This is a genomic window from Halomonas sp. AOP7-B1-5 (assembly GCF_052353045.1).
Taxonomy (GTDB): domain Bacteria; phylum Pseudomonadota; class Gammaproteobacteria; order Pseudomonadales; family Halomonadaceae; genus Vreelandella; species Vreelandella colorata.
This window is the reverse complement of sequence record NZ_JBQTDC010000013.1, coordinates 1-14,802: the sequence shown is the minus strand read 5'-3', so window position 1 is coordinate 14,802 and position 14,802 is coordinate 1. Positions and strand designations below refer to the sequence as shown.

7 protein-coding genes are annotated in these 14,802 nt (G+C 57.9%); 4 read left to right on the top strand and 3 right to left on the bottom strand.

Features of this window, described 5'->3' with window-relative positions; genetic code table 11:
* Positions 1-16: 16 nt before the first annotated feature.
* From ACT3XD_RS08560 to ACT3XD_RS08550, 3 genes are all read right to left on the bottom strand, one after another.
* A complete protein-coding gene (locus ACT3XD_RS08560) occupies positions 17-1,687 on the bottom strand; it encodes a ShlB/FhaC/HecB family hemolysin secretion/activation protein (RefSeq protein WP_192538626.1) in 1,671 nt (556 codons plus the stop codon).
* A gap of 144 nt (positions 1,688-1,831) precedes the next feature.
* A complete protein-coding gene (locus ACT3XD_RS08555) occupies positions 1,832-6,616 on the bottom strand; it encodes a GLUG motif-containing protein (protein WP_192538627.1) in 4,785 nt (1,594 codons plus the stop codon).
* A 171-nt stretch (positions 6,617-6,787) separates the two neighbouring features.
* Positions 6,788-7,897 carry a pyridoxal phosphate-dependent aminotransferase gene (locus tag ACT3XD_RS08550; protein WP_192538628.1) on the bottom strand — a complete coding sequence of 370 codons (1,110 nt, stop codon included), beginning with the start codon at positions 7,895-7,897 and terminating at the stop codon, positions 6,788-6,790.
* Positions 7,898-8,089: 192 nt separating this feature from the next.
* Between ACT3XD_RS08550 and ACT3XD_RS08545 the strand changes: the two genes are divergently transcribed.
* Genes ACT3XD_RS08545 through ACT3XD_RS08530 form a run of 4 tightly spaced genes read left to right on the top strand, consistent with a single transcriptional unit; the run spans position 8,090 to position 14,473 of the window.
* Positions 8,090-11,755, top strand: coding sequence for an ATP-binding protein (locus tag ACT3XD_RS08545; protein ID WP_192538629.1), 3,666 nt, complete (start codon positions 8,090-8,092; stop codon positions 11,753-11,755).
* Positions 11,752-12,381 (top strand): hypothetical protein, encoded by a 630-nt coding sequence (locus ACT3XD_RS08540; protein ID WP_087106585.1) that lies wholly within the window; start codon positions 11,752-11,754, stop codon positions 12,379-12,381. The genes ACT3XD_RS08545 and ACT3XD_RS08540 overlap by 4 nt, the downstream gene beginning before the upstream one ends.
* On the top strand, positions 12,378-13,607 hold the full coding sequence (locus ACT3XD_RS08535) for a hypothetical protein (RefSeq protein WP_192538630.1): 1,230 nt from the start codon (positions 12,378-12,380) through the stop codon (positions 13,605-13,607). Before ACT3XD_RS08540 ends, ACT3XD_RS08535 begins: the two co-directional genes overlap by 4 nt.
* Entirely contained in the window at positions 13,604-14,473 is an 870-nt protein-coding gene (locus ACT3XD_RS08530) for a DUF7281 domain-containing protein (RefSeq protein WP_192538631.1), read from the top strand. The genes ACT3XD_RS08535 and ACT3XD_RS08530 overlap by 4 nt, the downstream gene beginning before the upstream one ends.
* Positions 14,474-14,802: the final 329 nt, after the last annotated feature.

Genomic DNA, 14,802 nt, shown 5'->3' with positions numbered 1-14,802 from the left:
ATCGTGTGTTGAATAATTAAAAACGATAGCTGGTTGACGCCCAAAGGGTAGGGGTGCGCTGGTGGTTATCCGCCTGGGCATCGCCACCCTCCAGCTTCCATGCGCTACTAACATTCAGGCTGATGCGTTCATGTTGGTAACGCAGCCCGATACCGGCGCCCGCAAGCGACCGTGCGTCATCATCATTACCGCCTCCAAGAGTGCGTCCACCGTCTACGAATACATACGGCGCCATGCCGTTGCCTACATGGTAACGTCCCTCTAATTGAGCTAGCCAGCCACGACTATCCGACCCTTCGCCAACGGGGTAAGCGCGCACGCCATACGGCCCTCCCAAGAAAAAACGTTCCGAGCCGTCAATACTGTCAATGTCTGTCCACTGAGCATTAATGCGGCCATATAGTTCAAAACCACTGCCTAGCGCTTGAATTCGGGCGACATCCAGAGTGACGTAAGTAAAGCCGTAGTCGGAATCTTCCAACTCAGTTTGTGTTTGGGAAAGTGTGCCAGGGGTTAGCGCCACGGAGCCGTAGGTAACGCCCCCCGCACCTAACGTATCCCGATGATCAAAGCGTATACCCAACGGCAAGCCATGGCTGCTAGTGGCTCGGCGATAGTTAAAGAGATCAATATCATCGTGCAAGTCTTTATAGAGATACCGGGCGCTTAATGACACATTGGATTGTTGGCTGCGCACGAGGGGATAATAGACGCCCACCGAATAAACGTCTGCGGTGCCGGTATACCCTTCAAAGCCTTCACCAAGCGTATAATCGGTATAGGCATAACCGAGCTCACCCCGTATACCCCGGGCGCCCAAAGGAGTTGAATAACGTAAATCGCCTAGCCAGGTATGCTCGTTGGAATAAAGGCTGGTAAGGCTTAACTCATCGCCCATCGTCGCCAAATGGTAGGCTGAAAGGCTTGCTCTACCCCGGTATTCCCCGGAAAAACGGCTACCGTGGTTGTCCGCTCCAATACTCCCCATGACACGCTGACGACTATTTACGTGAACCTCCAGATCGCCGTCACCTTGACGGGTGCCTGGCCGCATAACGGGGGTAATCGCTATACCGGGTAAATCACCCAGTAGCAGCATGCTTCGCTCCAGGGACGCCGACTCAATGGGAGTGCCTGTTCGTAAAGCAGACAACCAAGGAGTGGTCGCTGCCGCTAACGTTGGGTCATCGCTGGTCGCCGTCACTTGGCCATAGCGCCCTTCAACGACCTGAAGTTCAAGTATGCCATTAGCCAAGGATTGCGCAGGGATAAGGGCTTGTGCAAACGGGTAGCCGTTATCGCGGTAATACTGGCTGATGTGATTAGCCATTGCCTGGATGCCCGCCAGATCCTGTGGGCGATTTATCTGGTTTTGAACGAGCAGGAGAAGTTCGCTGCTGGTGAAGCGACTATTACCGCTAAAGCGAATATCGTTCAGGCTGATGTGTTGCCCACCCGGGGCAACCTCAGAAAGTGGTTGCCCCTGGAGGTTTAACGGCACCGTTGAAGATTGAGGGCTGGCAGTGGGGGGCTCGTTTTGTTGCAGTATCTGCCCTGCATCGGGCGGTAGCTGAGCGAAAACACCACTGCTCATTAGCAGGCCAGTGCAAAGCAAAAGCGTTTCATTCCATCGGTTGGCGGGTGAAAAGGGGGAGCGAGTACAAGCCCCTAAGCCATGCTGTTTCATTCTGTATTCCCTATACGTTTTTACGCTGGCAATCAATGGGTGCCCCTTATGCCAAGGGCTCCACGTGTTATTTCTGATCGACTACTTGGCAAGGCGCTTTACTTGATCCCGCAAAAGCGCCCGCCGAGTTGCTTGCTGCACACCCTATTGCCCTTGATCCTCAAGCTGAATTCCATGACCTTCTACGCTAACGGTTGCTGTCTGCTGCTGTAGCTGCTGAGTCAGCAGCTCTTTTGTACGGCTGTCGTGGGGGTCGCGGGGCAGCATCGCCCATATCATGTTGGACGATAACTTATTTACAGGAAGTGATATCTCAGGCATTGGTTCTGGTGCTATCACTAGCTCACCAGGCTCGAAGGTGATCGCGTAATTGGGATTGTTGCTGTCCGTGACCGTGCCTTGCTGGACCGTATATTGGCCTGCTCCGTTTCCCGCATCATGTTCGAGCTGGCCTGCGAGAAGTTCCCCTTCGACGAGGCCGCAATGGGCGCTAAATGCTCCACAATCCGTTTGCCATGTCAGTCGAAGAGCAGGGTTATTGTCAATTAGGTGGTGATGGTCAGCGGCAACGGTTACGGGGCGGCGCTGGACGGTCAGGGTGCCGTTGTTCTGAATCAGGTCGTAACCTTGTTGGGATGAGTACAGTCCTTTCATTGCCACTGCATGGTCGCCCGCATCCCTGCCGCCGCCCGAGACAATCCCCGTGCCGAGTATCAAGCTGGCATCATGGTGAGCCTCTGCGCGCCAGATACTGGGACCGATTTGGTTGGCGCCATTGTAGGTCACTGTGGCATCAACTGGGTTTATATCAAGTGTGGTCAGGAAGCTGCGCAACAACGGGGTACTATGGTCTTCGTAAAGGCGCCATACGCTACCGGTGCCGCCTTCGGCGTCTATATCCGTGCCCCAACTGACAAAGGTTGCCAACTCTTGCAGCTCGGCGAGGGTTTTGCCGCTGTCGTTGGTCTTTCGGCCTCCATCGTTTAAACCTACCGGATTGAAACCGTGATTGATGGGGGTGCCTGCTGCATCCGTAGTCGCAAAAAAACTGTTTTCAATGGTGCCGGTACTGGCGTTTTTTCCTAGCAGGCCTCCGATATTTTGTGAGCCGGTTACGTCGCCAGTGGCATAGCTTTGACGAATGATACCGGCGCTGAGTCCTGTCAGGCCGCCGACATTTTCATCACCGCGCACGTCACCAGTAGCATAGCTTTGACTGATAGTGCCGGTAAAATTTGTTCCCGCTAGACCGCCGACGTCTTTATCACCGCTCACGTCCCCGGTGGCATAGCTTTGATTGATGGTGCCGCTAGTGCTAGGAACACCTGAACCAACCAGGAAGCCCACTAGGCCGCCGACATCATCAGTGCCGCTAACGTTGCCGGTGGCGTAGCTTTGGCTGATGGTGCCTTCGTCGTATCCCACCATACCGCCAATCATGGAATAGCCAGTTACGTCACCAGTGGCATAGCTTTGACTGATGGTACCGTCTTTGTTATATCCCACCAAGCCGCCAACCCTCTGGGCGCTGGTTACGTTGCCGGTGGCATAGCTTTGGCTGATGGTGCCGCCTACGTTGTACCCCACTAGGCCTCCGGCGCCGACTTGGCTAGCACCCGTTACGTCACCGGTGGCATAGCTTTGGCTGATAGAGCCACTGTTGTATCCCACCAAGCTACCCGTTCTTCGCCTCCCTGTAATATCCGACGCGGACAAGCCGATACCGGTCAGGCGGGCTGAGCGTGTGCTACTGAACAGTCCAACATCATCTTCCTGTGGTCGGTTGATGGTGAGGTCGCTGATCACTTGGCCTTGGCCATCAAGGCGGCCGGTGAAGGGGGTGCCGGCATCACCAATAGGATTGAAACCTGCTCCTGCATTCCAGCCAGCGGTACCGCTGGCGTCGATATCGCCCACCAGTACGAAGTCATTGCCTAGCAAGCGGTGGGATGCTATGCCCTGCAAGCCGTAGACATTGATGATTTGATAAGGATCAATAGCGTTGCCGCTGCCCCCTTGTGTGCGTAGAAAACTGGCGGTGTCTTCCTTAAGACGAAAGTCGTTGGCGGTGAAGACGGGCAGGCTAGCGCTGGTTTGCTGCCAGTGGCCGCTGGCCAAGTCAAAGACACTATTGTCGCCGCCGTTGATGGCGCCGATATGGATGATATCGCCAGCGGTGTCGATGCGAAGGGTGCCGTTGTCCCAGCTTGCTCCATGGGTCAGTGCAATATCGCCAACGGTTGTCAAGTTACTGTCACTGATCACGCGGGTGGTGATCAGGTCGTAGCCCTGCTGGTCGGAGAAGAAATCGCCAATGATGGCATCGGAGGTCGCCAGATATTCCCCGGTAGTGTCACTGCCGGTAAGGGTCAAGGTGCTGCCCGTTCCCAAGGAGCCGCCCAGCACATGGTGTTTATCCGCAGCGTTCCAGTTTTCAGTATTCACAGAGGCAATGTTGCTCTGGTGTATACCTCTGCCGTCGTATTCTGGTCGCATGTCCAGTGGTGTTAGAAAAGCGCGTAGCAGCGGAGTGGTGAAACCATCGTATAAACCCTTATAGATACGCCATACGCTACCGGTGCCACCTTCGGCGTCGATATCCGTGCCCCAACTGTCAAAGGTTGACAACCGTTGCAACTCGGTGTGGGATTTGCCGCTGGTGTTGGTCTTTCTGCCGTGATCGTTTAAACCTACCGGATCGAGACCGTGATTGATGGGGGCGCCTGCCGCATCGGTAGTGGCAAAAAAACTGTTTTCAATGGTGTTGAAGGTGCTCCAGCTGGCCCCCACCAGACCGCCCACCACTTTATTACCCCTCACGTCGCCGGTGGCATAGCTTTGGCGGATAGAACCACCATTGTTAGACCCCGCTAGGCCGCCGACCTGATCATTACCAGCGACATTGCTGGCAGTATAGCTTTGGCTGATAGTGCCGCTTAGGTTTCCCACGAGGCCGCCGACAACGTAAGCGCCACTTACGTCCCCGGTGGCGTAGCTTTGGCTGATAAAACCATCCTGATTTTCTCCCACGAGGCCGCCGACATTTTCGCCGCCAGTTACGTCACCTGAGACATGGCTTTCGCTGATGGTGCTGCGTCTTTGGAGTCCCACCAGGCCACCCGTTCTTTCCCCCCCTGTAATATCTGCCGAGACCAAACCGATGCCGGTCAGGCTGGCTAAGTGGGTGGCACCGAACAGGCCAACGTACTTTTCCCTCGGCCGCTTGATGGTGAGATCGCTGACCACATGGCCACGGCCATCGAGGCTGCCGATGAAGCCGCTACTAAAACCGCTAATATCACCAATGGGATCAAAGCCTGCTCCTGCATTCCAGCCAGCGGTGCCGCTGGCATCGATATCGCTTACTAGTACGAAGTCATTGCCCAGCAGGCGAAGGGATGCCATGCCTTGCAAACCGTAGACATCGGTGAGTTGATAAGGATCGGAAGCGCTGCCGCTGCCCCCCAATGTGCGTAGGAAACTGGCGATGTATTCAATGCGGAAGTCACGGGCTGTGAAAGCGGGCAGGTTGACGCTGTTTTGTCGCCAGGAGCCGTAGGCCAAGTCGAAGACACCAACGTCAATGGCACCGGCGCTGGTGATATCGCCAACAGCATAAAGTGCCAAGGTGCCGTTTTGCGCGGTAATGGACTGGTTGATATTGATATCGTTGTGGGCATCCAGGGTGAGGCGGGTGCCGGCATCCCAGTTAATGGCGGCGTTTATATGGATATCCCCGTCCTCACTCCCGGTGGCCACGGTTGCCAGGGTAACGCTGGTGGTGGCCAGGTTGCTGCTCAATGTGTCGGCGCCGATACCGCTGTCGGTTTTCGTGGCGCCACCGGCGTTGACGTAAAAGTCGGTGGGATCAATCAGCCACTCGCCAGTGTCGCCATCGGCGGCGTGGGTTGTCACGTGCACCTCATCGGCAATACTGATTCTGGCCGCCGAGGTTTCAATAAAGCCGCCGTTGCCGCCCTTCGGCGCCGAGGCGTCCAGGGTGCCTGCTACTTCGACACGGCCTGATTGCATATCGCCCATCAGCATAATTTGGCCATCTTCGCCGCTGGCCAGGGTGCGGGCCTGGGTAATGCCGGTGTGGTTAATCACACTGGCGGTAAGGTCGCTGGCCGCCCCGGCGGTGAGGTACACCAGGCCGCCGTCGGCGCGAATCGCACCGCCCTGTTCGATGTGGGTGGCCAGGCGCGCTTCTTCCACCTCAATCTTGACCGGGCCGCCCAGGTCCAGGGTAACGCGGCTACCCGCGCCCATCAGGGTACTGCCCTGGGGCGTTTCGATGCTGCCCGTGTTGATGATCTCGGCGGCGATCATCGCCACATGGCCCCCGGCAACGCTGGTGATATTCCCGGCGTTGATGACCGCGTTGCCGCTGCCGCCCTCGAAGGTGTAGTTGCCAGCCATGAAGTCTTCGGTCGAAATATCCAGCGTCGAGGCGACCAGCGCCCCCACATCCACCCGCGCTGTCGAAGAGAAATGTACGCCGTTGGGGTTAACCAGAAATACCCGGCCATTAGCGCTTAGCGCACCGCGGATAGAGGATGCCTCGCTGCCGGTGACCCGGTTTAGGGCGGCGGCATCAGCATTGGGCTGGTTAAAGTGAACGTGATGGCCTTCACCAATGGAAAAACGCTCCCAGTTGATCGCCGTGTTCTGGCTGGTTTGGTCAATGGTCAGCGTGGTGCCTTGCGGGCTGAAGGCCGCCTCGCCGGCCACCACCGCACCACCACTGGGCAGCTCGGCGTACACAGGGGAAACGATAAGTGAAAGCCCCAGCGCGGCTGCTGCCGGTGCTGTGCCAATGGCCAGGCGGCTCGCGTTGCCCCGTGCCTTGGGAGGCGTTCCTGCCTCCGAGATGGCCTGCCAAACACCCTTGCGATGGTTCCAGGCGATACGATAACAACGATTCATAAACACGGCTTCCAAATGGGTTCCCGTGGTTCATCATCGCGGTGTATGAAGAACGGGGATAACGGTTAAGAGAGGTACTTATAAATTCCGCTTCCATGCCTGTAGAATTTAAGCAAGTGCGCTCGTCTACCGCTATCCCTGTAATTAGGTATATTGAGGTTTAGGTTTGAATCAAGTCGATGTGGCGATTGCCTGCTCAAGTGTCGCCAGCCGCCCCGGCACCAAGGCGTCCGCTACGGCGGTAATGCGTATTACGTTGGAAAGCGCCGGGTGCGCTAGCCGTGCCACCAACACACCTTCTGAAAGAAGTTGCTGATGTACGTGGGTGGCCAGTTCCTCACTGGGCAGGCGAATGCCGATAAAGTTGGTGGCGCTCGGTAGTACGTCGGCCCCTAAAGAGCGAAAGTGCTCGGCCAACTGCTCTCGGCGCGCTTTTACATCAGCGACGTGCTGGTTCACTTCTTCAGGGTGGTCGAGCACTACTTCGGCGGCGGCCAGCGTCAGCGCGGATACCGCGTAGTGAATACGCACCTTCATCATCATGGCCAGCACCGCCGGTTCTGCAATGGCGTAGCCAATGCGCAGCCCCGCCAAACCATGGGCTTTGGAAAGCGTGCGCAGGCGAATCACGCCGGGCAGCGCGTTAGCCGAAAACGCGCTTCCCGCATCATCACGAAAATCGCCATAGGCTTCATCCAACAGCAGCCAGCAGGTATCCGGCAGCGCCTTGCGCAGTTTGATAATGGCGCTGTCGCTGTGCAGGTGGCCGCTGGGGTTATCCGGATTGGCCAGGTAGACGAGGCGGGCGTTTTCCTGTTGCGCGGCGGCGGCCAGCGCTTCCAGGTCCGGTGCCAGCACGCCGGGTGCTTCATGGTAGCCAGGTTCAATCAGGCGGCAGCCTTGGCCTTTCGCAAAGTAGCCAAACGTGGGATAGGTGCCCGCCGTGCATACCACCGTAGCGCCGGGCTCGCAGGTAGTGCGTAGTGCCAGCGCAATCAGGCTATCGGCACCCGCATCAACCAACAAATGATCAAAAGGCGTGCCCAGCTGGGCGCTTAACCGGGTACGCACGCCAAACGCCTCGGCATCACCATAGCCGTAAGCGTGTGCCGCCAGTGCATCACCAAAGTGTTCGCGCAGCGCCTGATGAGGCATGTCCAGCCCTTCGTTGGAACCCAACTGATGAGGAATCGCTCGGCCCAGGCGGCGTTCAAGTACTTTAATTCCCGGAAAGGGGTTAACCGGGCCTTCGCCGGTAAGGTGCTCGGGGTAGCGGGGCATAGCGGTTTCCTGCAATGAAAGTGAAGCGTGGGCGTGAATGTAATCGCTGAGCGTTTAAGTCGCTAGTGGGTTAATGATTACATAAAGCGTTTGGCAGAGTGAATCGGTGAGTCGAGTCATCCAGTAGGTGTCGCTTTGCATCGTGTCTGGCAAGATAGTCGCTTTCGAATTTCTATCGATCAAGGACACGGCATGGCCCACCTGCTACGCATCGTGATGATTCACGGCCACCTGGAAGGCGTGGTTGAACTCAGTGTGGACGGCCACACCAATATTTGCGGCACTAACGCTTCGGGTAAAACCACGCTTCAGCGCCTGGTGCCGGTGTTTTACGGCGAACTACCCAATAAGGTGGTGCCCAAAACGCGCATGAAGTTTGATGCGTTTTACCTGCCGCATCGCAACAGCTACCTCGTTTATGAATACCGCCGCGAGGCTGGCAACATCTGCCAAGCGGTGCTGACCCGCAAAGCCGAAGGCGGGGTGGAGTATCGCTTTGTGGGTGGGCCTTATCAGCCGGAAGATTATCTGGTGGAGAGCGAGGCGGGCGTGGCCGCACTCGACTACACCCAGTGGGCCAGTGGCCTGCGCCGAAGCGGCACGCCGGTGTCGCCTAAGCTCGGTGCTACGTCTGAATTCCGCTCGGTTATCCAGAACGACTTTACCCAGCTGCACGGCAATAGCCGCGATGGCCTCAAGCTGCGCCAGATCGCCGCGCAGTTCAGCCTGGTCAAACCCGAGCGGCGCATTCGCCATATTGAAAAGTTGGTGTCGGCGGTGCATGCCAAAGAGGGCAAGATGGATACCCTCAAAACCATGCTGGCAGCGATTTTCGAAGAGGATGGCGTTGAGCTGCCGGTCACACGGATTCGTAACACCAAGGCGCGTGAATGGATTGCCCAGATGCGCCAATCCATGCGCCTGGAACCATTGCAGGCGTCGCTCGCCCGGCTTGCCGGGATTGATCGAGAGCTTGCCCATTTGGATGCCACCCTCTGGCAGCTTAAGCCCCAGCTTGAAGATGACCGCCAGCAGGCCGAGCGGCGCATGGCCGATGTGGACGCCGAGCTTGCCCGCCATCAGCGCGATTTTCAGCAGCGGGAAAGCGATTACGCCCAGGCGCGGGACAAACTCAACGATCGCCACAGCGAAGTGGTCAGCGATTTACAGCAGACCCAGCGCCGCCTCAATGATCTGCAAACCCAGTACGAGCACTATTTCGAGGCGGATATGCCCGCCCTGGAGCGCGATATCAATGCGCTGCCCCAATGGCGCGAGCAGCGCGATCAGCTGCGTGCCCACCTAAATGTGATGCAGGATGCGGTAAAAGAGAGCCAGGCACGGCTTGATGGGCGCCTGCGTGAACTTTCCGAGGCGCTGGCCCGCCAGACCGGCGAAGCCCAAGAGCTGATTGATGCCCTGGTGGAAGAGAAAGCCCTGCGCCGAGAGCAGCAGTGGGAATCTGAACAGCAGCTTAACGAGCGCTACCAGCAAGAGCGCCAACGCCTGGAAGGCGAGTATCAGGCCCAGCTTGAGCTGGGCGTTGAGCAGCTGGCCGAGCTTAAAGCCCAGCTCTCACTTTCAACACAAACCGCTGAAGAAGCTTCTGATGCTGAGCTTGCCCAGGCGCGCCTGGATCAAGCCCAGCAAGAACGTAACGCATCGGCCGCCACGCTAGACGGCCTGCGCCGCGAGTTTGAAAGTAACCGCCGCGCCCGGGACGACGCCGAGCAGCAACTGGTTCAGCTTCGCCAACAGCTTGAGCGCGCCGAACAGCGCAGCTACGCGCTCTACCAGCAGCGTGACCCCGAACAGGGCAGCCTGCGCCATTTTCTGCGCTACCACCGCCCCGGTTGGGAGCAGCAGTTAGGCAAAGTGATTGCCCCGGAGCTTTTGGAGCGGCGCGATTTAGCACCTCAACTAGCCGACGGCGGCAGCGATGACCTGTTTGGGCTGGCGCTGGATCTTTCGGCCATTGCCTTGCCCGATTACGCCCAGGACGAAGCCACGCTGCTCGCCGCCATTGAAGAAGCGGATAGCGCCAAACGGCGCGTGCAGGCAGAGTGCCAAGCGGCCGAGAAAGCGCTTAAACAGCATAACGAGCGCGTCCAAAAAGCCGATGAAGCTCAAGACAAAGGCCGTATGGCCCATAAGCGTGCCGAGCAGGAAGTTGAGTTTGCCCTTGAAGCGCGCCGCCAACAGCAAGAGCGCCACGCCAAGCATCAACAGGAGCGCCGTGCCACGCACCAGGCCGCGTTAGCTCGCCAGGAGCAGGCACAAGCTGAGCTGCGTGAAGAGAAACAGCAAGCCCTTAACGCGCTGGGTGAAACCCATCAAAGCCAGTTGTTAGAGCTAAAAGCCGATGGCCAAAGCCAGCTGGACAGCCTGGATGCTCAGCTGCGCCAGTATAAGCAGCAGTTAAGCGACGCCAACGCAGAACACCAGCGCCAACGGGCGGAGCTGGAAGAGGCCTTCAGCCAGGAACTGGCCGAACAGGGCGTTGACCCCGCCAAGCTAAAAGATACCAAGGCGCGGCTGGCAAGCCAGGAGGAGCGCATCCGCGTTACCGCCGCCCGTCAGGATGAACTTACCGAATACACCCGCTTTATGCGCGTGGAGTGGGGGCAGCATAAGCCGCAGCTGGTCACCCAAGAGGCCGAGCTGGAGCAAACTGAACAGCAGCTTCAGCGCGATAAAGAGCGCTTGAAAAACGACTTTCAGGCCGCGCGCAAAACCCACCAAAGCACAGTAAGTACGCTTAAAACGCAGCGCGAGAGTGAACACGCCAGCCTGGAAGCCTTAAAGCCTCTGCTGACACAGTTGGAAGGCCTCGCCATTGAGCCCGACGGCCAGGCCCCGGCGGCACCGCTTGGCGATGTAGACGAGCGCATTGAGCGCGCCCGCCAGGCGCTGGGCAATCGCCACCAGTTGATCGAACAGCTGCGCCGTGGCTGCCTGGAGGTTGAAAGCCAACTGATCAAGGACGCCAGCAGCGGCTTTGCCGAAGCGCTAGAGAGCGAGCGCAGCAAGCTGCAAAGCGACAACCCGCGCCTACAGCTGCCGCTACTGCGCGACATGCTCAAACTGCTCGAAGACCAACAGCAGCAGTTGATTCAGGAAGGCCGCAACCTGAGCGACGACCTGGATAAGTTCTTTACCGTATTCCGCGATTTGAACCGCCGCATCAGCGCCCAGAGCCGTCGGCTTTCGGAAGAAGTCGCCGACGACCTGCGCCTGGAAGGCATCACCAAAGCCGAAGTGCGTATTCAGTCCACCATCGATGAGCTGGGCTTCTGGGAGCCGCTGAAGCTGTTCGCTCAGCGCTATAAAGAGTGGCGCGAATCCGGCCAGACACTGCCCAGCGACGACTACCTGAACACCCTGGCGGACGTGGTCGACTTGCTGCGCAGCGACCAGCAGTACAGCTTTGAAAGCCTGCTGCGTTTGGAGCTGCACTTAAACGAAGGCGGCACGGACCTGGTGATCAAGAACGACCGCCAGCTGCTGGAGTCCTCCAGCCACGGCATGGCCTATCTGATTCTGTGCAAATTCCTGCTCGCATTTACCCGCCTGCTGCGTGGTGATGCGGATATCGCCATTCACTGGCCGATTGATGAGATCGGCACGCTGGCCTACCACAACGTCGAAAAACTGTTCGACGCCTGTGACAGCAACCGCATTCACATCGTCGGCGCGTTCCCTAACCCCGAGTCCGACGTGTTGCTGCTGTTTGCCAATCGCTACCTGATTGACCGCGATAGCGCTAACGCCAATAAGCGGGTGTTAAAACGTATTGAACCGCGCCTAAGCCGCCTGGCCGAGCGGCTCCAGGAACGTCAGCAGGAGGTGACGGTATGATCGAACATGGCCCACTGCTTGAGCGGTTACTCGCCGGGGAATTTGTCTGTCCGGTGAGTGATGAAAGCGGCTATCGCCACTTGAGCAATGCAGAGACCCGCGAGGAGATCGACACCTACCTGCGCCCACTTAACCGGCGGCTGGCAAGCAACGAAGAGGGCAGCGTGTATTTTCTGGCCTGGCGACAGCTCAATGACAGCGCTCGGGATCAGCTCTCGCGCCAACTGGGTGAGACGCTCAACAGCCTGCTGCCGCTGCTGGAATGGCTGCAGCTGGTTCAAGAAGCGCTGGGCCGCGATACCCTGGCGGCCCCCGGCGATGTGCTCAAACCGGCCGAATTCAGCGCCAAGTGTGAAGACAACCAAAGCCTGCGCGAGCGCCTGGAACGCCTGGCCACCGACAGCTTTTTTGGCTCGCAAAGTGACCAGTTGGATGCCCAAGTAAAGCAGGTCTTCAAACGCCTGAAAGAGCACGGCTACCTGCTTCAGCCGCATTCCGAGCGCCAGGTATTTGTGATCACTGGCAAGATTGATTACCTGGTGGACCTGGTGCGCTTTATCCGCGATGAAGAGAACCTGCCGATTGATGCCGAAGGAGAAGAGGGCACACAGGAGGCCCTCTTGTGAACGAGCTGGAGAGTCGTCTGCTCAAAACAGGCGCTGAGCGCTTGGCGCTATTGGGTAAGCATTCTGAAGCGCTGATGCAGGCCTACACCCGTGATGAAGTGCCGCTGGAATCACTCAGCGATAGCGCGCTACGCAAGATGCTGGCAGCGCGCATTCTGTGGCGCCCGGACGAGCAGAGCGGTGTGAAGCTTTCGCCCAAGGTGCGCGAACTGATCGCCGAAATGCTCGCCGATGAAACCCGCCGCCATGTGAACGCCGACGTAGCGGAAACCCTGGAGCTGATTCGCTCATTGGTACATAGCTACCGGGAGGCGCGCAGCCGTGGCGAGCACTGGAAGCTGGAGCAGCAGCTAATGCGCCTGCGCCAGGAAGTTGACGACCTTAACGGCCGCTTCGCCGATGCCATTGATAGCCTTTGGCAGCGGTTAAATAGCGATTTCGGTTTCGTCAGCCAGCTCAACGATAAAATCCGCGAAAACGACCGCGCCCAGAAGCAGATCGCAAGGCTGCTGGATGGCCTGGCGCTGATTAACTTTGACGAGCTGATAGAGCTGGTAGGTAGCGACGGCAGCCTGCGTAAACTGTTGATCAGCCAGCTTCAGCAGCAGTTAAGCCACCACTACACCGGTTTGCGCGAAGTGCAGCGGCGCTTGATCGAGCTGATGGCGCGCTTTCGCAAGCAGCAGGCGCGCAGCCGCTTGATCAGCGGCATGGCTGCGTTTATGCGCGAACACCCAGGCTTTGTGCCCAGCAACTACGCCCGGCGCAGCGAGGTGCCCGCGCTGGTCAACCAAGCCGCCCCGCTAAACGCCGCGGCCGCCCCAGCGCTAGACCGCAATCTGGAGTGCCAGGTACTCGCCGACCTGCTGCATCAACTGCCTCAGCCGCGCCACACCACGCAAACAGTGGAAGCCGCCGCACCTGCCCAAGCGCAAGAGAGCAGCCTGGCCGCCGCTCGCCAGCAGGCGCTCAAGCAGGATGTTGAACACTTCTATTTAAGCGTGATCGACCAGCCCCAGGCAGAGCCGGTCAGCGCCCTTACTTACCTGCACGAAAGCCCGCTGGAGTGGCCGGATGAAATTTGGCTGTTCCAGGTGATTTCCGAATACCAGGGCCTGCCGCGCAACGACCAGCGCGCGTTTCGCCTTAAACAGCAGGAGTCTCAAGCGAGCGCCTTCAATCACCTGCGCCTGATCCACGACGTTGAACTGCAGCTTGTTGTATGAACCTACCCAGCCGCGCGCGTAATGGGCTGAATGGTGTAGCCCGCGAACTGCTCCGCCAGCCCACGGTGGAGAAGCCCCGCCGCCAGTGGGTAGACGATGTAGTGGCCTGGTGCCACCAGCACGACATTGACCTGGCCACGCGAATAAACAGTAAAACACTGCGTTTTGATGCCGCGTTGCTGGCGCAGATTAACGATATATTAGACAGCGCCCGCATAGCACCGCTAGGCCGCTCACTCCGCGGCCTGCCCAGCAGCGCCCAGGCCAAGGAGGGCTTAGAAGAAGATAAAGCCAACCGCGAAAGCCCCCGCGCACGGCGAGTGCTCGTAAGCTTTCCCCCTCAGCCAATAGCCGGGCTTGCCATCGAGTCACGCGCTATTCGCGATGTGGATGTACAGACACTAAAGCTGAGCGCATTCAGCGCCATGATTCAGGTCGAAAACCTGGACAGCTTCTATGAGTTTTCGCCGGATATTCCAGCGCTAAGCGGCTACGTTAACCCACTAGTCGTCTACCGTGGCGACAGCCACTACGGCGGCGGCTTTGCCTTACTGGCCGAGGCATGGCATAAAACCCAACGCCCGCATATTTACGCCGGTGATTTCGATGTTAAAGGCGTCACGCTCGCGCTTGATAGCAACGCCACCCACTTGCTACTACCTACTATCGAATGGCTTACCCAGAATGCCACGCCGCTGCATGTGCCTACTGAGCAGTTTCTTTACCAGCGCAGGCTTCGTAAGCACCTTGCCGCGCTGCCTTCCGTTCATCCTTTGCGTGATTACCTAATGCTGTTGTTAGAGAAGCAGCGGGGGCTTAAGCAGCAGTGGTTAGATGGGGAGATGGTTTGTGTGGGGCTGGTGTAATTGTTTATCTATCTGTCGCGAGGCCCACGCTATTGTGCTCTTCAACCGCATGCGCATCGCCGGGTAATGAGCATGCGTCAGTATGATCGAAACCGGCAAAACGCGTAGGCACGCGAACTTTGGGTATGTAGCCAAATTTTGCTTTGCTCTCAGCAGAAAAAATGGGGTAGATTCTATTTTTTGGGGGCAGCATAACCTCAAACAACGTGTTATCGCGTTTATTAAGGTTATGCTGCCTTCCGTATAGTCACTTTTAGGAAATAAATCGTACCAGTCCATAAAAAACTAAGGATATCTTATGATTTCGGAAAGTCAGCAGGATCGCCTAG

What these genes read in the sequence shown, in the direction of transcription:
- ACT3XD_RS08545 (WP_192538629.1), top strand. Translation starts at nt 8,090, where the DNA reads ATGGCCCACCTGCTACGCATCGTGATGATTCACGGCCACCTGGAAGGC.
- ACT3XD_RS08555 (WP_192538627.1), bottom strand. Translation starts at nt 6,616, where the DNA reads ATGAATCGTTGTTATCGTATCGCCTGGAACCATCGCAAGGGTGTTTGG.
- ACT3XD_RS08550 (WP_192538628.1), bottom strand. Translation starts at nt 7,897, where the DNA reads ATGCCCCGCTACCCCGAGCACCTTACCGGCGAAGGCCCGGTTAACCCC.
- ACT3XD_RS08540 (WP_087106585.1), top strand. Translation starts at nt 11,752, where the DNA reads ATGATCGAACATGGCCCACTGCTTGAGCGGTTACTCGCCGGGGAATTT.
- ACT3XD_RS08560 (WP_192538626.1), bottom strand. Translation starts at nt 1,687, where the DNA reads ATGAAACAGCATGGCTTAGGGGCTTGTACTCGCTCCCCCTTTTCACCC.
- ACT3XD_RS08530 (WP_192538631.1), top strand. Translation starts at nt 13,604, where the DNA reads ATGAACCTACCCAGCCGCGCGCGTAATGGGCTGAATGGTGTAGCCCGC.